This is a genomic window from Cupriavidus sp. YR651, from assembly GCF_900101625.1.
Taxonomy (GTDB): Bacteria; Pseudomonadota; Gammaproteobacteria; order Burkholderiales; family Burkholderiaceae; genus Cupriavidus.
Genome location: NZ_FMYZ01000006.1, coordinates 295,247 through 313,794, shown reverse-complemented (window position 1 = coordinate 313,794; position 18,548 = coordinate 295,247). Strand labels below are relative to the sequence as shown.

The 18,548-nt window shown below is 68.0% G+C and carries 14 protein-coding genes; 5 read left to right on the top strand and 9 right to left on the bottom strand.

Going from position 1 to position 18,548, the window contains the following annotated elements; all coding sequences use genetic code 11:
- Window positions 1-78 precede the first annotated feature (78 nt).
- The 4 genes from BLR29_RS18650 to htpX all read left to right on the top strand — a co-directional run bounded on the left by BLR29_RS18650 (window position 79) and on the right by htpX (window position 4,931).
- Window positions 79-1,590, top strand: a complete 1,512-nt coding sequence (locus tag BLR29_RS18650) for a polyamine aminopropyltransferase (RefSeq protein ID WP_092138511.1) — start codon at window positions 79-81, stop codon at window positions 1,588-1,590.
- Between the two features lie 87 nt (window positions 1,591-1,677).
- Entirely contained in the window at window positions 1,678-3,438 is a 1,761-nt protein-coding gene (locus tag BLR29_RS18645; protein ID WP_092138510.1) for an FAD-dependent oxidoreductase, read from the top strand.
- 80 nt (window positions 3,439-3,518) lie between these two features.
- On the top strand, window positions 3,519-3,941 hold the full coding sequence (locus tag BLR29_RS18640) for a hypothetical protein (RefSeq protein WP_255371308.1): 423 nt from the start codon (window positions 3,519-3,521) through the stop codon (window positions 3,939-3,941).
- Between the two features lie 111 nt (window positions 3,942-4,052).
- Window positions 4,053-4,931, top strand: coding sequence for a protease HtpX (htpX, locus tag BLR29_RS18635; RefSeq protein WP_092138509.1), 879 nt, complete (start codon window positions 4,053-4,055; stop codon window positions 4,929-4,931).
- A gap of 99 nt (window positions 4,932-5,030) precedes the next feature.
- Here the strand turns inward: htpX and BLR29_RS18630 are convergent, their stop codons facing one another.
- The 5 genes from BLR29_RS18630 to BLR29_RS18610 all read right to left on the bottom strand — a co-directional run bounded on the left by BLR29_RS18630 (window position 5,031) and on the right by BLR29_RS18610 (window position 12,886).
- Window positions 5,031-6,062 carry a GlxA family transcriptional regulator gene (locus BLR29_RS18630; protein WP_092138508.1) on the bottom strand — a complete coding sequence of 344 codons (1,032 nt, stop codon included), beginning with the start codon at window positions 6,060-6,062 and terminating at the stop codon, window positions 5,031-5,033.
- A gap of 139 nt (window positions 6,063-6,201) precedes the next feature.
- Window positions 6,202-7,410, bottom strand: a complete 1,209-nt coding sequence (locus BLR29_RS18625; protein ID WP_092138507.1) for an MFS transporter — start codon at window positions 7,408-7,410, stop codon at window positions 6,202-6,204.
- A gap of 238 nt (window positions 7,411-7,648) precedes the next feature.
- On the bottom strand, window positions 7,649-10,855 hold the full coding sequence (locus BLR29_RS18620; protein ID WP_092138506.1) for a bifunctional cytochrome P450/NADPH--P450 reductase: 3,207 nt from the start codon (window positions 10,853-10,855) through the stop codon (window positions 7,649-7,651).
- 177 nt (window positions 10,856-11,032) lie between these two features.
- The gene (gene arfB / locus BLR29_RS18615) at window positions 11,033-11,437 is read right to left on the bottom strand and encodes an alternative ribosome rescue aminoacyl-tRNA hydrolase ArfB (protein ID WP_092138629.1); all 405 of its coding nucleotides are present in this window, start codon (window positions 11,435-11,437) and stop codon (window positions 11,033-11,035) included.
- A gap of 57 nt (window positions 11,438-11,494) precedes the next feature.
- Window positions 11,495-12,886, bottom strand: coding sequence for an FAD-binding oxidoreductase (locus BLR29_RS18610; RefSeq protein ID WP_092138505.1), 1,392 nt, complete (start codon window positions 12,884-12,886; stop codon window positions 11,495-11,497).
- Between the two features lie 202 nt (window positions 12,887-13,088).
- Here BLR29_RS18610 and BLR29_RS18605 point away from each other — a divergent pair, with 202 nt between their 5' ends.
- Window positions 13,089-14,000: an SDR family oxidoreductase gene (locus BLR29_RS18605; protein ID WP_092138504.1), complete on the top strand. Its 912-nt coding sequence runs from the start codon at window positions 13,089-13,091 to the stop codon at window positions 13,998-14,000.
- Window positions 14,001-14,083: 83 nt separating this feature from the next.
- Here BLR29_RS18605 and copD read toward each other — a convergent pair whose 3' ends face one another.
- The 4 genes from copD to BLR29_RS18585 all read right to left on the bottom strand — a co-directional run bounded on the left by copD (window position 14,084) and on the right by BLR29_RS18585 (window position 18,391).
- Window positions 14,084-15,034 (bottom strand): copper homeostasis membrane protein CopD, encoded by a 951-nt coding sequence (copD, locus tag BLR29_RS18600; RefSeq protein ID WP_092138503.1) that lies wholly within the window; start codon window positions 15,032-15,034, stop codon window positions 14,084-14,086.
- Window positions 15,035-15,043: 9 nt separating this feature from the next.
- The gene (gene copC / locus BLR29_RS18595; protein ID WP_092138502.1) at window positions 15,044-15,400 is read right to left on the bottom strand and encodes a copper homeostasis periplasmic binding protein CopC; all 357 of its coding nucleotides are present in this window, start codon (window positions 15,398-15,400) and stop codon (window positions 15,044-15,046) included.
- 79 nt (window positions 15,401-15,479) lie between these two features.
- On the bottom strand, window positions 15,480-16,457 hold the full coding sequence (locus BLR29_RS18590) for a copper resistance protein B (protein ID WP_092138628.1): 978 nt from the start codon (window positions 16,455-16,457) through the stop codon (window positions 15,480-15,482).
- A gap of 26 nt (window positions 16,458-16,483) precedes the next feature.
- On the bottom strand, window positions 16,484-18,391 hold the full coding sequence (locus BLR29_RS18585) for a copper resistance system multicopper oxidase (protein ID WP_092138501.1): 1,908 nt from the start codon (window positions 18,389-18,391) through the stop codon (window positions 16,484-16,486).
- Window positions 18,392-18,548: the final 157 nt, after the last annotated feature.

Here is an 18,548-nt window from a genome sequence, read left to right as displayed (position 1 = left end):
CATTTTTTCCAATATCAGATTCTTGACATACCGGTCGCCTCGCACGGCCGGCTGATCTCCTGTTGCGACCGCCGCCCCATGCGCGACCGTACCCTCGTTCTTTCGGTGTTGATCGTCGCCTCTTGCGGGCTGGGCTACGAACTGATCGCCGGCGCCTTGTCCAGCTACCTGCTGGGCGATTCCATCCTCCAGTTCTCCTCCATCATAGGCTGCTACCTGTTCGCCATGGGCGTGGGCTCCTGGCTCTCGCGCTATGTGAAGGACGAGGACGTACTGTCGCGTTTTATCGACATCGAGATCCTGGTCGGCCTGCTCGGCGGGATTTCCGCGGCGCTGCTGTTCGTCGTGTTCGCGTGGCTCTCCGCCCCGTTCCGGACCGCGCTGTATGCGCTGGTGTTCGTGATCGGGTTGCTGGTCGGGATGGAGATTCCGCTGGTGATGCGGGTCCTCAACGCCCGCAAGGCCCAGTTCAGCGACCTCGTCAGCCGCGTGCTGACGTTCGACTACCTCGGCGCGCTGGCGGTGTCGCTGGTGTTCCCGCTGGTCCTCGCCCCGCGCCTGGGGCTGTCGCGTACCGGATTCCTGTTCGGCATGCTCAACGTGGCGGTGGCGCTGTTCACGCTGCGCATCTTTCGCGACGAGGTGTCCCACATCGCCACGCGATCGCTGCGCGCCGGCATCGTGCTGGCGCTGCTGACGGCCGGCTTTGCCGGATCGAACCACCTGACACGCTGGGCGGAACGCGGGCTGTTCGGCGATGAAATCATCCACAGCGAGACCACGCCCTACCAGCGGCTGGTCATCACGCGCTGGAAGGACGACCTGCGGCTCTACATCAACGGCAACCTGCAGTTTTCCTCGCGCGACGAGCACCGCTACCACGAGGCGCTGGTCCATCCGGTCATGCAGGCGCTGCCGTGGGCGCGCCGCGTGCTGGTGATCGGCGGCGGCGACGGGCTGGCGCTGCGCGAGATCCTCAAGTATGGCCACGTGGAGCATGTCACCCTGGTGGACCTGGACCCGGCGATGACCACGCTGTTTTCGCGCAGCGCTCCGCTGCGGGCGCTGAATCATGACTCCCTGACCGATCGCCGCGTCACCGTCGTCAATGCCGACGCCGCGCAATGGCTCGAACAGAACCGCGAGAGCTTCGACGCGATCATCGTCGACCTGCCGGACCCGTCCAACTTCGGCCTCGGCAAACTGTACTCGGTGCCGATGTACCGGCTGCTGGCGCGCCACCTGGCCGAGAAGGGCTACGCGGTGGTGCAGTCCACCTCGCCCTACTACGCGCCGCGCTCCTTCTGGGACATCGACGCCACGCTGCGCGAAGCCGGCCTGCACACCTGGCCGTACCACACCTACGTGCCGTCGTTCGGCGAATGGGGCTTCATCCTCGCCGGCAAGCGCGCCGACTACACCCCGCCCGCGCGCTACGACGTGCCGATGAAATTTCTCGATGCCGACACCACGGCGCTGATGTTCCGCTTTCCGGCCGACATGGCGCCGCGCGCCGGCGCGGCCAATCGCCTCAACGAACAAACCCTCGTGCATGACTTCGAGGAAGACTGGCGCAATGTCATTCGCTAAGTTCTCGCCCGGCACGTCGCGGCCCGCCCGACTGCGTTGCGCCGTGCCCGTGCCTGTTGAATCGTTGTCGCCCCGATCCGAGCCGGGATGGACCGCCGCCGCTTCCTGATCGCCGCCGCCGGCACGGCCCTGGCCGGATGCGACCGCCTTGGCGACGAGGCCGGCCGCTTCCTCGCCGGGCTGGGGCTGCGCGAGCCGGTGCCCGTGGTGCTGCGCCCGGGCATGGCGGAAGGCCACGCACTGCGCGATGTGCGCCAGTGGCCCGAGCCGGACGGCGAGCTTCGCTGCGAAGTGGCGATCCTCGGCAGCGGCGTGGCCGGGCTGTCCGCCGCATGGCAGCTGGCGCGCGCCGGGTTGCGTGATGTCGTCATGGTCGATGGGCCCGAGTTCGGCGGCAATGCAGCGGGCGGCCAGTTCGGCGACATCGCCTATCCGCGCGGCGCGCACTACCTGCCGCTGCCGTCGGCTGAATCGACACACGTGCGCGAGATGCTGGCCGATATCGGCGTCATCGAGCGCGATCCGTTCGATGCCCGCCCGCGCTTTGACGAACGCGTGGTCGTGCATGCTCCGGAGGAACGGCTGTTCTTCGACGGCAGATGGCAGGGCGGGCTGCTTCCCGACAGCGACGCGTCTCACGACCAGCACCAGCGCTTTCTTGCCCGCATGGACGCCTTGCGTCACGCGACGGGAAGCGATGGCCGCAAGGTGTTCGCGATTCCCCTCGCGCTGGCGTCGCGCGATCCGGCATGGACGGCACTCGACCGTCAGACCTTCCGCCAGTGGCTGGTCGCCGAAGGCTTCACCGCGCCGACGCTGCACTGGTACGCCGACTATTGCTGCCGCGACGACTACGGCGCCGGAGCCGACGTAGTGTCGGCCTGGGCCGGACTGCACTACTTCGCCAGCCGTGGCGGCCATGCGCGCAACGCGGCGGACGGCGCCGTGCTGACGTGGCCGGACGGCCTGCATGGCATCGTCACGCGGCTGTCGGCGCGCATCGACGCGCTTCGGGGCGCTGGGCGCGGCGCCGATGGTGGCCCGGGGAGCGGCACGGTCGGCGACGCACCCGACGGCACCGCACGCAGCTGGCGACGGCCCGGTCTGGCGGTACGCGTTGACGAGGCGGGCGACGGTGTCAGCGTGCGCTGCGTGTATTGGCCCGACGGCGTCGGCCGGCCACCGAAGTCTTATCGCCTGCGCGCCCGCCGCGTAATCTGTGCGATGCCGCTTCACGTGGCCGCGCGCGTGGTGCCGCTGGCGGCGTTCGGCTTCGACCCGGCCACCCACCTGCGCCCGCACGCACCCTGGCTGGTGTCCTCGTTTCATCTGCGCGGGTTTCCCGCCGAGGCGGCCGGCGTGCCGCTGGCCTGGGATAACGTCGTGCACGGATCGCGCGGGCTTGGCTACGTCGTGGCGACGCACCAGTGGATCCGGCAGGCGCGGCCGGCGGAAACCGCCTTCACCGCCTATTGCCCGCTGGACGCCGCGTCAGGCGTGCCGGCCACCTCATCGTCGAGCTCACCGTCCACCTCGCCGGCCTCGCCTGACGCCGTCCGCCGCTGGCTGGCCGATGCCGCGCCGGCCGCGTTGCTGGACCTCGCCGTCACGGACCTCCGCGAGGTCTATGGGCGCGACTTCTGGCGCCATGCCGATGCAGTGGAGATCACCGCACGCGGCCATGCCATGGCCACACCGGTGCCAGGATTCCTGACCAATCCCGGCGCCGCCGCGCTGCGGCAGGCGGATGGCCGCATCCAGTTTGCCCATGCCGACCTGTCCGGCCTTTCCGTGTTCGAGGAGGCTGCGTGGTGGGGCACCCGGGCGGCGTTGAGAATCATCGGATAGCGCACTTTTCCGGCCGATGGCTGGCGGCGCCATCCTGTAGAATCGACGCCATCGATGTCGTCCCCACGTGACACGCCCCCGTGCAATCGCTCCGCTTCCTGCTGATGATCGTGCTGCTTGCCTTCCTGCCGCTGCAGGCCTGGGCAGACACGGCCATGCGTGCTGGCGCGCCTGCGGCCAGGGTGGCGAGCGCGCAGGCCGAGGCATCGCCGGCCACGCAGGCCAATGCCAACACGGCGGTGATCGAACTCGCCGTACAAGCTGTACAAGCCGTGCAGGCCGACCAGGCTGACTTCGTCACGCCGGCCGAATCGGGCGAATCCCCCTATCCCGCCGACAACGCGGAGCCGTCGCCCCCGGGTGCCGACTTTGCCGAGCAACTGCTGCCCGCGCCGCTGCCGCGCGTGGCCGCGCCCAACGGCCGGAGCGCCTTGCCGCACTACGCCGGCACAGCCCTGCCAGACCCCGACCTTCCCCGCCTGCCGCGCCCGCCGCGCGGCTGATCCTCTTTCGCGCGGCCTTCGGTCCGCGCATCTGTGTGTCGTGTGGCGCGTCGCAACGTGCCGCGCGCTCTTGCGGCCTGTCCGCGTCCTTTCGAGTCTTGCCCCACCACTATGAAACGCGTTCTCCTTTTCCTGGCGACCAACATCGCCGTCATGCTTGTTCTCAGCTTCACGGCCAGCCTGCTGGGCGTGAACCGATTCCTGACCGCCAACGGCCTCAACCTCGGCATGCTGCTGGTCTTCGCCGCGCTGATGGGTTTCGGCGGATCGTTCATCTCGCTGCTCATGTCGAAGACCATCGCCAAATGGTCGACGGGTGCACAGGTCATCACGCATCCGAGCACCAGCACGGAACTCTGGCTCGTCCAGACCGTGGAAAAGCTGGCGACCCGGGCCGGCCTGCCGATGCCGGAAGTCGCCATCTACGAGGGCGAGCCGAACGCCTTTGCCACGGGCGCATCGAAGAAGAGCTCGCTGGTGGCGGTGTCCACCGGCTTGCTGCAGTCGATGTCCCATGACGAGGTGGAGGCCGTGCTGGCGCACGAAGTGGCGCACATCGCCAATGGCGACATGGTCACACTGACGCTGATCCAGGGCGTGGTGAACACGTTCGTCATTTTCATGGCGCGCGTGGTCGGCTACTTCGTGGATTCGTGGCTGCGCCGCAATGACGAGGAGTCGAGCGGCCCCGGCATCGGCTACATGGTGACCGTGGTGATCTGCGAGATCGTGTTCGGCATCCTGGCCAGCATCATCGTCGCGGCGTTTTCGCGTCATCGCGAATACCGTGCCGATTCCGGCGCCGCCGGGCTGATGGGTACGCCCACGCCAATGGTCGCCGCCTTGCGCCGCCTGGGTGGTCTGGACGCCGACGGCCTGCCGCAGAACATGCAGGCCATGGGCATCTCGGGCGGCAAGTCGTGGCTGGCGCTGTTCTCCAGCCACCCGCCGATCGAGTCGCGGATCGCGGCGCTGCAGGGCGCCCGCTAAGCGCGGACAGGGTTGCCGGCGGCGCTGCCTGCCGGCAACTCGCGCCGTCCGGCGCTCGGCGTTTGGCGACGTTCGGCGGCGCTCGGAAAAAACTGTCAGCTAGGCCGCCAGGTCGCCGCCCTGCCCGGCCTTGAATGCCGCCCGATAGCGCTCGGGCGTGGTCTGCACATGCCGCAGGAATGCCTGCCGCATGATGTCCGCGTTGCCAAATCCGGTGGCGCGGGCAATCCCTTCCAGCCTGCGGTCGCTGCCTTCCAGCAGCCGCCGCACCGCCTCCACCCGTAGCCGCTCGACGTAGCGCGCCGGGGTCTCGCCGACCTGCTTCGCAAACACGCGCGCGAAGTTGCGCGGGCTCATCGCCACGCGCTCGGCCAACACACCCACCGACAGGTCACCGCCGAGGTTGTCGGCCATCCATCCTTGCAGTGCGCGCAGCTCCGGACTTTCCGCGGCCTGGGCGCGCAGCGACGTGGAGAACTGCGCCTGGTTGCCGGGCCGCCGCAGGAACAGCACCAGCTCTCGCGCGACCTCCAGCGACACGGCGTACCCCAGGTCTTCCTCGACCAGCGCCAGCGAGAGATCCATCCCCGCCGTGACACCCGCCGACGTGTAGAAGCGCCCGGCGCGAATCCAGATCGGGTCCGCATCGACGGTCAGCCTCGGATTGCAATCCGCCAGCCGGCCGGCGTGGCGCCAGTGCGTGGTGACGCGCTGCGCGTCGAGCAGCCCGGTGCGCGCCAGCACGAACGCGCCCGTGCACACGGCCCCCAACCGCCGCACACGTGGGGCCTGCGCGCGGATCCAGTCGATCAGCCGCGCGTCGTCGGCGGCCCGGGCATGACCGGAGCCGCCCGAGATCAGCAGCGTATCGATCGGCCGGCCAATCTTGTCGACGATCTGGTAATAAGGCGCGTCCGCCAGCATCCGCAAGCCGCTCTCCGTGCGCACGATGGCATCGTCGCTGACGCTGACCACGTGCACCTCGTAAGGAGGCTGCGGTCGGCCGGAGAGCTTGTTGGCGGCGCCGAATACCGCCGTGGGCCCGGTCACGTCCAGTTCCTGCGCGGGATCAGGCGCGACGATCACCACGACGCGCGGCAATTCGGAGACGAGGTGCAGGTCGGATGGCATGGCGATTCGGCGAAAGTGAGTGGCCCCGGGCTGGCCTCGGGCGACTCGGGGACATCGGGGCGGTCGGAATGGCGATCGCCGGCTGTGTCGGGGGCGTCCCCGTCAGCCGGCGCGCGTCGTGTCGATCATACCTCCCGCTTCAGGCCGCCACGGCCATTGCCTGTTGGCGCCGTGCATGGCGTTGCCAGCCTGCCGTCATGACCAGCGCCAGCAGCAGCGCCGGGAATACGGCCAGGTTCACGGCGCTCCAGCCCCAGTGATGGAGCACCTGCCCCGCCGCCAGCGTGGCGAGCGCGGTCAGCACGGCTGCGGAAAACTCGCTCGCGGCCTGCGTGCGGGCGCGCTCGGCGGTGCGATAGCTGCCGGCCAGCAACGTCGTGCCGCCCACGAACATGAAGTTCCAGCCCACGCCAAGACACAGCAGCGCCACATAGAACGCCGGCAGCGAGGTCGAGCACAGCGCCACCACGGACGCCAGCGCGGACAGCGCAATGCCGCTCATCAGCATCACCGGGTTGCCGAAGCGCTGCAACAACCAGCCGGAAAAGAACGATGGCGCGTACATGCCGACCAGATGCCATTCGATGATCTGCGCGCCCTGCGTGATCGTGTGGTTACACGCCACGGCGGCAATCGGCGTGGCCGTCATCATGAACATCATCACGGCGTTGCCGATGCCGTTGTTGGCAAACGCGGCGACGAACACCGGCTGACGCACGATCTCGCCCAGCGGTCGCGCAGGCAGGCCGTCCCCGGCCGTGGTGGCCGCCAGCGATGCGGGGTCCCGATAGGCGATGGCCAGCAGCAGCACGGTCAGTACGCCGAAGGCCGCCACCACCAGATAGGCGCCGGCGAACGGCAGCGGCTGCATCATGTCCACGCTCCACGCGGCGATGGCGGGGCCGCACACCGCAGCCACCACGCCACCGGTCAGCACCACCGAGATGGCGCGCGGCTTGTCCGGTGCCGGCGCGGCATCGGCGGCGGCCAGCCGGTAGAACCGCGCGAACGCCTGGAACACGCCAACCAGCGCCGTGCCGACGCAAAACAGGAGGAAGTGATGGCGATAGATCGCCCAGACCGAGACCAGCCCGCCGATCGTGCACGCCAGCCCGCCGAGGCAGAACGCGAAGCGCCGGCCCAGCCGCTCGATGAGAAAAGCCGCCGCGATGGCAGTCAGCGCCGACGCGACGGTGATCAGCGCGAACGGCAGCGTGGCGAGCGCCTTGTCAGGCGCCAGGGTGTAGCCGACCAGCCCGGTCAGGGTCAGGTCGACGGATAGTGCTGCGGTATAGAGCGCCTGACAGAGCGCCAGCACGCGCGCTTGCCGCATCGCGGGGATAGCCATCGGGGGTCTCCGGACGAGAGGGGGATGGTTCCCAGCGTAAGGCGCGGGCCGGGTGGCCGGCTGACAATGATCCGTGGAATTCTGCCAACCCGCTGCCAACCCGGCTGCCACCTCGTCACCAGCCGCGCTGCCGCCCCGCTACCAGCCGCCAGCCAGGCCGCATCCGATAGCCCGAATCCGTGGAAGCCCGCCGGCAGTGCTCGACGGCAACGCGTGAGTGAGTAAGAAAATGAGCGGGTCAGTTAAACACGTCCTGCCGATACCGCCCCTGCGCGACCAGCGTCGCAAACCAGTCGGAGGCGCCGTCCGCCGTCATCCCGCCCTGCTCCGCGCCGATGTCGATCAGCGTCTGGCGAACCGCCGGCGCCATGCGGCGTCCGTCGCCGCAGACATAGACCGTCGCGCCGGCCTGCAATCGTGCCCAGACATCCTGCCGCCGCTGCCAGAGCAGATCCTGCACATAGCGCGGTGCGCCCTCCACCACGGAGTACGCCGCGTGGACCTCGGCCACGCCGGCGCTGGCCCATCCGGCAATCTCGTCGCGATACAGCCAGTCATGGTCCGGGTGGCGACAGCCAAAGTACAACTGCACGGGCGCCACCGCCTGCCCCGCCGCATGCTGGGCGGCGCGCTCTTCCAGGAAGCCGCGGAACGGTGCGATACCCGTGCCCGGACCGATCAGCAGCATTGGCACTTCCGGGTCGGCCTCCGGCGCGAACGGCGGATTCGGCGTGCGCACGGATGCCGCCACACGCGCGCCGGGCGCCAGGCCTTGCAGCCACGTCGACGCGACGCCCCGGAACTGCCCGCGTCCGGACAGCGCCGGCGCCCAGACCGTGCCAACCAGCAGCGTCGCCACGTCCGGCGATACCCGTGGCGATGACGCGATCGAATAGAACCGTGGCCGCATGGGCACCGCGCAGGCCAGCAGGCCCTGCAGCGTCAGCGTGATGGCGGGATACGCGGTCAGCACGTCCAGCACGCCCAATCGCCGTGCCACCACTTGCGCCGCGTAGCCCCGTTCCGGATCGTCAGACGCCAGTTGCTCCAGCGCCTGCCGCGTGAACGGGCAGCGCGTCGCCTGCAGCAATCCGCGCAAGGTCTGGCGCGACACCACATCCTGCAGCTCGATGAAATGCGTCAGCAACTGGCCGACTGGCAGCGCCTCGCCGATGGGCAACCCGCGGCCGGCGCCGGGCGGCGCGGACAGCGTGACCATGGCGCCCGGATCGAGGTCGAGCCGTTCGCACAACGCCTCCACCAGCCGTGCCTCGTTCTGCGGCCAGATGGCCAGGTGATCGCCGGCCTGATAGGTCACGCCCGGCGGCAGTTGCAGCCGGATGTCGCACGTGGAAGTCCGCGGCGCCTCGATCGAGAAATCCCACAGGCCACTTGGGTCGTTCACAAGCTCGGTGTTCGAGAGCACCGTGCACGCCTGCGTGCCAGCCGGCAGGGTGTCGGCACGGATCGCGGCCATGCTGCGCAGCCGGACCTGGAGGCCCGCGCCTCCTGCACTCGCACCATCGCCCGCGCCTTCGGCCTGCAGCGCCTGCCAGAGCTGCGCGAGCCAGCGCTCGGCCGCCTGGTCGAAGTCGCCATTGCCGTCGGCCTCGCCGCGCGGCAACAGTGGCACCGCGCCGGCGGCCGTAAAGAAATCGAACACCCGGCGCGGGAATGCCTGGTACGTCGCCCATTGCGAGTTGCCGCAGCCGAGCAGCGCCAGCCGCAAGCCTGCCGCGCGATAGCCCTGCGCCGCCTCGGCATCGAGCATCGCCTCGAACTTGCGGCCGGAGTCCGGCGCGCGGCCGTTGTAGGTGGCGGCGACGATCACGACAAGGCCCGACACCGGCAACGCGCCGACGGTCTCGTCCAGATCCTGGAGCCTGGCGTCGAATCCCGCGCCCACGGCGCCCGCGTGAATCTGCTCGGCCAGCTCACGCGCGGTGCCCAGCGATGACGCGCACAGCACCGTCAGCGACTGGCCATGACCGCGTACCTCCGCCTGCGCTGCACCGGTCGCTTCCGGGGCCGCCACGTTTGTCACGATGCGCTCGTGCGCCCGCCGCCGCCGTGCGCGCAGCACGAAGTTGTCGGGCTTGATCGTCAGGGTTTCCTTGAGCCGGAACTGGTAGTCATGCGGATCGTGAAAGGCGAAGTGGCGCAGCATCAGCGCGAGCGCCAGCTTGGCCTCGGTCAGCGCGAACTGCCGGCCGATGCAGGCGCGATCGCCCTGCCCGAACGGCATGTAGGCGTGCGCGGGCAGCCTCGCCTCGTTCTCCGGCAGGAAGCGGTCGATATCGAAGCGCTCGGGGTTCGCCCACACCTTGGGGTCCCGATGCAGCGCCGTCAGCACCACGGAGACACGGCGGTCCTTGCGCAGGTGATAGCGGCCACCGATCACCACATCCTCGAACGGCGCCACCGCGAATGCCGGGGCGGTGGGCCACAGGCGCAGCGTCTCCTTGAGGATGCGGTCGAGCACGGGCATGCGCGCCAGGTCGGCGTAGCCGGGCGGCGCGTCGCCCGGCAGCACGGCATCCACCTCGGCATAGGCCTGCGCCAGCACGCCGGGGTTACGCAGCAACTCGTACAGCGCAAAGGTCAGCAGGCCGCTGGTGGTCTCGTGGCCGGCGATCAGGAAGGTAATGACCTGGTTGCGGATATTCGCGTCATCGAGCCGCTGGTCGGTTTCCGGATCGCGCGCTTCCAGCATCAGGTTCAGCAGATCCATGCCGGGCATCGGTGCCGCGCGCCGCTTGCGGATCACGTCGTCGACCAGGTTGCGCATGTAGGCGATGTCTTCGGCGCACTTGCGATGGGCGCGGCCCATGAAGCGATCCTGGATCGGCAGCCGCGTGAGCTTGTCCATCGCCTCTTCCAGCGCGCCGACCATCGCCACGATGAACGGGTCCAGCCGATCGCTGGCGAACGACGCGAAGTCGTAGCCGAAGCCGGATAGCGCGATGGTGTCCAGGGTCAGCCGCGTCATGTCGTCCGCCACGGCGATGTCGGCGTCCGGGCCCTGCCGGTCCCACTTGTCCACCAGCCGGTTGGCCACGCGCAGCATGACGTCGAAATAGCCCTTCATCGCGCGCTGGCTGAACGCCGGCATCAGGATGCGGTGCGCGCAGCCCCAGTTGGGTTCGTCGCTGTGCGCGGTGAACAGGCCGTCGCCGGCCATGTCGCGCAGGTACGACAAGGGCGGCCCGATGATCTTGCGGAAGCGCGTTGCATCGCACAACTCGCTGGCCAGCGCCACCGACGAGACAAACGGCACGCGCCGTCCGGCGAAGTCCAGTTCGAAGATCCCGTCATGGTGGCGGCTGCGCGCCAGCAGGTGCTGGCCAACCTCGCCGGGCGTGATCTGGAACAGGTTGCCAACGATCGGCCAGCCCGGATCGCGGGGAATGGGCTGGAGCACGGCGGCGAGCGTTTCGGAGGACATGTGGGGGCGGCAGGATGGTCATTGAAGGCTGCCGTAGACAATCGCCAGTTTCGGGAGCGAAGTCAACGCGCTCGCACCGAGCAGGTCCTCCAATTGGCGCGATGTCCCGCCCGTTTGAAGTGATCGTTCGAATACAACGTGTGGTTTGTGGGGCGCTGTGTTGAAACTAGGCGCTGCCTAGTCGAATACCCGGCCTCGTAGTGCCTTGACCTGTCCGCGCTGGGTCTTGGCGTCCAGCCGGCGTGTGCGCGACGCCCGCGTCGGGCGCGTGGCGCGGCGCATGCGTGGGGGCTCGGCCACGCTCTGCACCAGTTCGTGCAGGCGCCGAACCGCTTCCTCGCGATTCATCTCCAGGCTGCGATGCTGCTGCGCCTTGATGACCACCACGCCATCGCGCGTGATGCGATGGTCGTGCAGCGCCAGCAACCGCTCCTTGTGATCGGCCGCGAGCGACGACGTACGCACGTCATAGCGCAGGTGCACCGCGTTGGACACCTTGTTGATGTTCTGCCCGCCCGCGCCTTGCGCGCGAATCGCGGTGATTTCGTATTCGTGATGAGGGATAACAGTGTCGCCGGCCATGCGCGCCATCATAGCAACGCATGCACCGGCGGCGCCAGAACGGCCGCGTCGGCAGGCTCAGGGTGCGGGCGCGATGTTCTGGTTCGTGCGGAACAGGTTATGCGGATCGTAGGTGCGCTTGATGCGCGCCAGGCGGTCATAGTTGGGACCGTAGGCCGCGCCCACGCGCGCGACTTCATCATCGGTCAGGAAATTCACGTAGACACTGCCAGTGGCGTAGGGCTCCGTGGCACGGAAGAAATCGCGCGCCCAGGCGATGCAGGCGGCGTCCTCGTCGGCGCGCTCCCAGCGGGCGTGCACGTTGAGCACGTAGCGCGCGTCCCGATTCGCGTAGGCGGTGACGTCCGGAGCCACGCGATTGGCCACGCCGCCGACCTGGCCGACGAAGATGTCCGACAGCGGCGACGGCAAGCGCAGCGCGTAGTCGGTCATCGCATCGATGGCCGCATCGTCCAGCCGGGCGAAGTTATGGGATTTCCAGTAATTGCGCGCCCCCGGGCCGAGCAACGGGTCGAACGCCTGCTGCCACGCGGTGTACGGCACCGGCCCGACGTGCTCGCCGATGGTCTGGCCGAACGCGCGCAACGGATCGATGGCCTTGTCCGCCCTGGCGGGATCGCCGTCGTAGAACACCGCCAGCACCACCACATCGGTGCCATGCGCCGACGACGGCAGGAACGGTAGCGGCGGCGCCTTGCGCAGCACCACCCAGACATTGAGGTCTTCGGACATGGCCGAATCGACAAACGTGCGGTACTGCTTCAGCACGGACTTGCCCTCCACCGCCGGAAACACCAGCAGCCCGGCCGTGACGAGCGGCCCCACCGGATGCAGCCGGAACTCGAACAGCGTGACGACGCCGAAATTGCCACCGCCACCACGCAGCGCCCAGAACAGGTCGGGCTCCTCGCGCTCGCTGGCCCAGAGGCGCCGGCCGTCGGCCGTGACCACCTCGCAGCCCAGCAGGTTATCCACCGTCATGCCGTACCTGCGCGTCAGCCAGCCAAAGCCACCGCCGAGCGTGAGCCCGGCCACGCCCGTGGTGGAGTTGATGCCCAGCGGCGTGGCCAGCCCGCAGGCCTGGGCCTCATGGTCGAAGTCGGCCAGCGTGGCGCCGGGGCTGACCCATGCCACGCGATCCCGGGGATCGATATGCACGCTGCGCAGGTTGGACAGGTCGATGACCAGCCCGTCGTTGCAGATGGCGCTGCCGGCGATATTGTGGCCACCCCCGCGCACGGCCAGCACGAGCCCGCGATCGCGCGCGAAGTTGACGGCCTGCATGACATCGGCCGTCCCGGTGCACTGCACGATGACCGCGGGCCGGCGGTCCACGGTGGCGTTCCACACGGTACGCGCGGTGTCATAGCCCGGGTCGGCGGGAAGGATGACCTTGCCGCGCACGGACTGGCGCAGCATGTCGATGTGTTCAGCGGATAGAGTGGGCATGGCGGGATCTCCACGGGCGCAGGTACGCGGGTCGGAAGGAGATCTCATGCAAACGGCGCGCCAAGTGGCGCCCACGCTGGCGTGGCGGCTCCGGCGACCCGCGCGCGTCGCGCGGAATTGGCCGATGTGTTGCAGCGATGAGGCGGCGCCAACGTGACTTGATCCCTTGCGGGTGACCTCGCGGGCGCCTAGGCTCATTCTCATGAACCTGCCACTGAGAGATCGCGTCGCGCTGGTTGCCGGTGCCACCCGGGGCGCCGGCCGCGGCATTGCCGTGCAACTCGGGGCGGCAGGGGCGACGGTGTACGTGACCGGCCGCTCCACGCGTGCCGCGCGCTCCGAGATGGACCGGCCGGAGACCATCGAGGAGACGGCCGAACTGGTGACGGCCGCCGGCGGACGCGGTATCGCCATCCGCGTGGACCATACGATACCGGCGCAGGTCGGCGCGCTGATCGACCGCATCCGGATGGATCACGGTGCGCTCCACATCCTCGTCAACGATATCTGGGGCGCCACGGTCATGGAATGGAACAAGACCGTGTGGGAGTCGTCTCTCGACGCTGGCCTGCGCAATCTGCAGCTTGGCGTCGGCACGCATGCCATCACGAGTCACTTTGCCTTGCCGCTCTTGATCGAGTCGCCGGGCGGGCTGGTGGTCGAGGTGACCGACGGCACGGCCGACTACAACACCAAAAATTACCGCGTGTCGTTCTTCTACGACCTGGCCAAGGCCAGCGTGCTGCGCATGGCGTTTGCGCTGGGGCATGAACTGGCGCCCTACGGCGCGACGGCGGTGGCATTGACACCGGGCTGGCTACGCTCGGAGGCCATGCTCGACGCCTATCGCGTCACCGAAGCCAACTGGCGCGATGCCACCCGCATCCAGCCTCACTTTGCGATCTCGGAAAGCCCCGCCTATATCGGCCGTGCCGTGGCGGCGCTGGCGACGGACCCGGCGGTCTCGCGCTGGAATGGCCAGGCGTTATCCAGCGGCCAACTGGCGCGCGTCTATGGGTTCACCGATCTCGACGGCAGCCAGCCCGACGCCTGGCGCTATGTGCCCGAGGTGCAGGACGCCGGCAAACCGGCGGACACGACCGGCTATCGATAGTTGCGCCTGGGGTTCGGTGCGCACGCCAGTCCGGATTGCGGAGTCGCCGCTGGTGGTGGAGATCCCTCGCACACAAGACGAGCCTACGCTGCCGTCGGAGACAAGACGCCGAGGGACGCCACAAGGGCCAGGATCACGATCGCCAGTGTGGTTTCGATCATCAGACTCGTGCGGAACGCGCTGACGGCCTGCGCGTAATCGCCCGTCAGCACGGCACGCGCCAGCCGGGGACTCAGCCGATAGCGGTTGGCTGCGGCAAGCCCAAGCATGGCGCCGAACAGCGCCAGCTTGGCAAGCAGTTGCCCACCGTAGGAACTCCATGAGACAGCAGGCAGCTCCGGTCCGACGATCAGCCAGTAGTTGAGCGTGCCGGTGAGCATCAGCGTGACCACGACCACCGTCCCAGTCTTCGCGAATCCATCGGCCGCGCGACTCAGCAGCGCCACCCTGCCGAGGCTGGCCGACGGCTTCGTCCATGCCAGCAGGACGAAGCCCACCAATGCGCCGACCCAGACGCCAGCCGCCAGCAGATGCCCGATGTCGGCGGCAAGGTGGAGATAGCGCCTGAGCCCGTCATCGTCCATCGCGCCGTGCCCTGACCATGCGAGCGTGGCGAGTGCCACGGCGGCGGTCGTCGTCTGCCATATCGACCGGAGCCGGGGATGCGTCCTGCCGGACAAACCTGCCATCAGGCAGAGCGCCAGGGCGACCATGCGCACGGCCCAGACCATGCCAGCGTCGGTGCCGGTCACGATCATGGTGAAGACGTCGCGCGGTAGTGCCGAGTACTCGGCCACGCCGGTCATCGACCGGGCCATCACCACGATGCCGGCCAACGACAGAATGATGCCGATGGCCGCCGCTGCCGCGGTGACGGCGGCGTAGTGGGACAGAACCCGTGATGCCGCCTGGGAAACGTGCGCGGACGACGGCTCGTCGCGGCGGAATGCGTGGAGGCTGAACAGGGGCAGCCCGAACAGCAGGGTCAGGTCGAGGTATAGCCCGAAACGTACCGAGATTCCGGCCCAGTCCATGCGCGATCCCTACCTGACGGTGAAGGAGACATTGCCCGTGATCGGGTGGGTATCGGATGAGACGGCGCGCCAATCCACGCGATAGCTTCCCGGCGCCAGCGGGCGAGCGGGTGTGACGACCATCGTCTTCGGATCGTCGCTGCCCGCGACCGTCGCCGCGATCTTCATCGGCGCATGGCCATCCATGCCGGGCATGGCGGTCATGACGAGGTTTGCGCCCGAGAACTGCGTCACGAGGCGCTCGGAGAAGTGCAGCTCGATCTTCGAGGGTGCGGCGATCTCCGCCTTGTCGGCCGGCATCGATGAAACCAGTGCCGGGTGCGCGACGGCTGCGGCACTGACGAGTGCGGTTGACGCCAGCATCATGCGGACGGTGGAACGAAGGATAGGCAAGGAAGACTCCCGGGGGCGAGTGGAGATGAGGTGGAGATGAAGTAGATGGAACTCAGAACCAGAGGCGTACCCCGGCGACGAAACGTGTCTCGCCGCTGCGGCCGCCCGATGTCCGGACGAGGTCCGCTGTGTTGCCGAAGGTCTGATATCGCTCGACGCCGATATAAGGCGCAAACTGGCGGCTGAATTCGTAACGCAGGCGCAGACCCGCCATCCCGCTGGAGAGGCCGCTGCCAACGCCGGCCTCGGGGTCACTCTTGCCGTACAGATTGGCCTCGATGCGGGGCTGAAGTATCAGTCGCTGGGTCAGGAGCAGTTCGTACTCGGCAGACAGGCGCAAGGCAGTGCGGCCGCTCGTGCCGACATAGGCGGTGGCGTCGACTTCGAACCAGTATGGCGCCAGGCCTTGCACGCCGAACGCGAGCCAGTTTCTGGGCTCGCGGCCGCTTCCGGCGTCGTTGCGAAGCCCGAGCTGGCTATCCCAATACGTGGCGATGGCGTGCCCCCAAAGCAGTTCGGTGCGTGCGTCATGCACCTTGCCCTTCGCGGCTTCGCCTTCGGCCTTGATCACCAGCTTGTCGTAGGCATTGCCGAACCACGCCTGCGCCTCGTAGGCGGCGGCGTTGCCGTCGCCGGCGTGCGTCCATTCGAGCCGGTCGATTAGCACGGAGGCGAAAAGGTGCTCGTCCGCCATCACGAGTTGACGCTTGTCGCCGAGCGCGTATTTACCTGCGCCGAGCTGATAGCCGCCCGAGTAGGCGTCAGGGTCGCGCGCATCAGCCGGCGGCGATCCGCCCTGCATGCGCATCGATCCGTGATCCATCGTCGGCGCGGGGGCTGTATCGGCGGCCTGCATGGACATGACTTCCATGTCCTCCACATCCGGTTTCATCGCGCCGCTGTTGGCTGGCGTTGCCTCGGCCGCTGGCGCGGGATGAACGTGCCCGGCGTGCGAATCCTGCGCGGAGGCGACGCCGGTTGCCGCGATGGTGAGCAAGGCGACGATTAATGTTGCGATGGGCTTTGACATGGGAAATGCGTGCTTGCAATAGGACATCAGGCCACCAACACTTCGCGGAACATTCCCGCATCCATATGGAGCATCAGGTGGCAGTGCCAGGCCCAGCGGCCGGGTGCGTCGGCGGTGACCAGGAAGCTGATGCGCTGCGCCGGCTGCACGGGAATCGTGTGGCGGCGCGCCTGGAAGCTGCCGTCCGGCGCCTCCAACTCGCTCCACATGCCGTGCATGTGCATCGGATGGGTCATCATCGTGTCGTTGTGCAGGATGACCCGCAGCCGCTCACCGTGCCTGAAGTGAACCGGCGTGGATTTTCCGAACTCGACGCCATCGAACGACCACGTGTATCGCTCCATGTTGCCGGTGAGATGCAGTTCGACCTCGCGCGCCGGACCGCGCGGGTCCATCGCGCCGCCGATGGTGTGCTGATCGGCCAGGGTGAGCACGCGCCGGCCGTTGTTGCGCAGGCCGATGCCGGGATCGTCGAGGTTGGTGCGGGCCACGTCCACACGCATGTCGGTGCCGGGGCCGTACTCGGTTCTGGCGTGCCTCGCCTTCGTGCTGGGGACCTTGAGCGGATTCGGCGCATCCATGCCGGTCATGGCGTGCTGGCTGTGATCCATCGCCATGCCACCCGTGCCGTGCTGGCTGTGGTCCATCGTCATGGCGCCGTGATCCATGCTCTGCATGGTCATCGCGCCGTGGTTCATCCCATGCATGCCGGCGTGGTCCATGCCGTGCATCGCCATGCCGCCATGATTCATGCCGCCCATCATGTCGGACATGGCGAGCCACTCGATCTTGTCGAGCGCAGGCACCGGTGCCGTCAGGCCTTCGCGCATTGCCAGCGTGCCGCGCGCGTAGCCGGACCGGTCCATGGCTTGCGAGAAGATCGTGTACGCCTCGTCCTGAGGTTCCACCAGCACATCGCACGTTTCACCGGGGCCGAACCGGAATTCGTCGACGGTGACGGGATCGATGTTCTGGCCATCCACCTGCACGACCCTGAGCTTCAAGCCGGGAATGCGGACGTCGTAGAACGTGCTCCCCGCGCCGTTGATAAAGCGCAGACGCACGCGCTCCCCGCGCTGGAACAGGCCGGTCCAGTTGCCGGCGGGCGTGACGCCATTGGTGAGGTAGGTAAGCGTTGCGCCGGACAAATCCGCGAGGTCTGTCGGATTCATCCGCATCTCGTTCCACATCTTGCGTTTGTCGAGCGCGTGCTGCAGGCCGTCGTTCGAGACATCGCGGAAGAAATCGACGACGGTCGGCTGGTTGTAGTTGTAGTAGTCGCTCTGCACTTTCAGCTTGGCGAGCACGCGCATCGGATCCTCGTCGGTCCAGTCGGACAGCAGCACCGTGTAGTCGCGATCCGCCCGGGTCGCATCCTTGCTGGCAGCTGGATCGATGATGATGCCGCCGTACACGCCGGTGAGCTCCTGGAATCCGGAGTGCGAGTGATACCAATAGCTGCCGCTTTGCGCGACTTTGAATCGGTAGGTAAAGGTGGTGCCGGGCGCGATGCCGGCAAAGCTGATGCCGGGTACGCCGTCCATCTGATACGGCAGGATGATGCCGTGCCAGTGGAGGGAGGTGGGCTCGGACAGGCGGTTGGTCACGCGAATCGTGACGGTGTCGCCTTCGCGCCAGCGCAAGGTGGGCCCGGGAATCATGCCGTTGATCGTGGTGGCAATGCCGGGCTTGCCGGTGAAATTGACCGGCGCTTCCTCGATCACGAGGTCGAACTCGGTGCCGCGCAGCACAGGCGCCGTACCCAGGTCAGCGCTTCCACGGCTTTCGGAAGACCCGGCGGGGTGGGCATGGGCCCACGCGCCGCCCGGTAGTCCGGTCAGCCCCGCCATGACACCGCCTGCCGCCAGCCCCTGGACAAAGCGGCGGCGCGGAAGGTTGAGCAGCACAATGCCGGCCGGTCGATCGCGTCGCATGAAATCAATCCTTTTTTCGTAATGACCGCACAGGAAGGCGGCGCGCACAGCGTAGCGAGATCGAGCCTACGCACATCTGACCGGAAAATTACGATCCGGTAATGTTCCCGTCATGTCGGCGGCTTTCTGGCTAGACTAGACTCGCCTGCCTCTGGCG

What these genes read in the sequence shown, in the direction of transcription:
- BLR29_RS18650 (WP_092138511.1), top strand. Translation starts at nt 79, where the DNA reads ATGCGCGACCGTACCCTCGTTCTTTCGGTGTTGATCGTCGCCTCTTGC.
- BLR29_RS18645 (WP_092138510.1), top strand. Translation starts at nt 1,678, where the DNA reads ATGGACCGCCGCCGCTTCCTGATCGCCGCCGCCGGCACGGCCCTGGCC.
- htpX (WP_092138509.1), top strand. Translation starts at nt 4,053, where the DNA reads ATGAAACGCGTTCTCCTTTTCCTGGCGACCAACATCGCCGTCATGCTT.
- BLR29_RS18630 (WP_092138508.1), bottom strand. Translation starts at nt 6,062, where the DNA reads ATGCCATCCGACCTGCACCTCGTCTCCGAATTGCCGCGCGTCGTGGTG.
- BLR29_RS18625 (WP_092138507.1), bottom strand. Translation starts at nt 7,410, where the DNA reads ATGGCTATCCCCGCGATGCGGCAAGCGCGCGTGCTGGCGCTCTGTCAG.
- BLR29_RS18620 (WP_092138506.1), bottom strand. Translation starts at nt 10,855, where the DNA reads ATGTCCTCCGAAACGCTCGCCGCCGTGCTCCAGCCCATTCCCCGCGAT.
- arfB (WP_092138629.1), bottom strand. Translation starts at nt 11,437, where the DNA reads ATGGCCGGCGACACTGTTATCCCTCATCACGAATACGAAATCACCGCG.
- BLR29_RS18610 (WP_092138505.1), bottom strand. Translation starts at nt 12,886, where the DNA reads ATGCCCACTCTATCCGCTGAACACATCGACATGCTGCGCCAGTCCGTG.
- BLR29_RS18605 (WP_092138504.1), top strand. Translation starts at nt 13,089, where the DNA reads ATGAACCTGCCACTGAGAGATCGCGTCGCGCTGGTTGCCGGTGCCACC.
- copD (WP_092138503.1), bottom strand. Translation starts at nt 15,034, where the DNA reads ATGGACTGGGCCGGAATCTCGGTACGTTTCGGGCTATACCTCGACCTG.
- copC (WP_092138502.1), bottom strand. Translation starts at nt 15,400, where the DNA reads ATGATGCTGGCGTCAACCGCACTCGTCAGTGCCGCAGCCGTCGCGCAC.
- BLR29_RS18590 (WP_092138628.1), bottom strand. Translation starts at nt 16,457, where the DNA reads ATGTCAAAGCCCATCGCAACATTAATCGTCGCCTTGCTCACCATCGCG.
- BLR29_RS18585 (WP_092138501.1), bottom strand. Translation starts at nt 18,391, where the DNA reads ATGCGACGCGATCGACCGGCCGGCATTGTGCTGCTCAACCTTCCGCGC.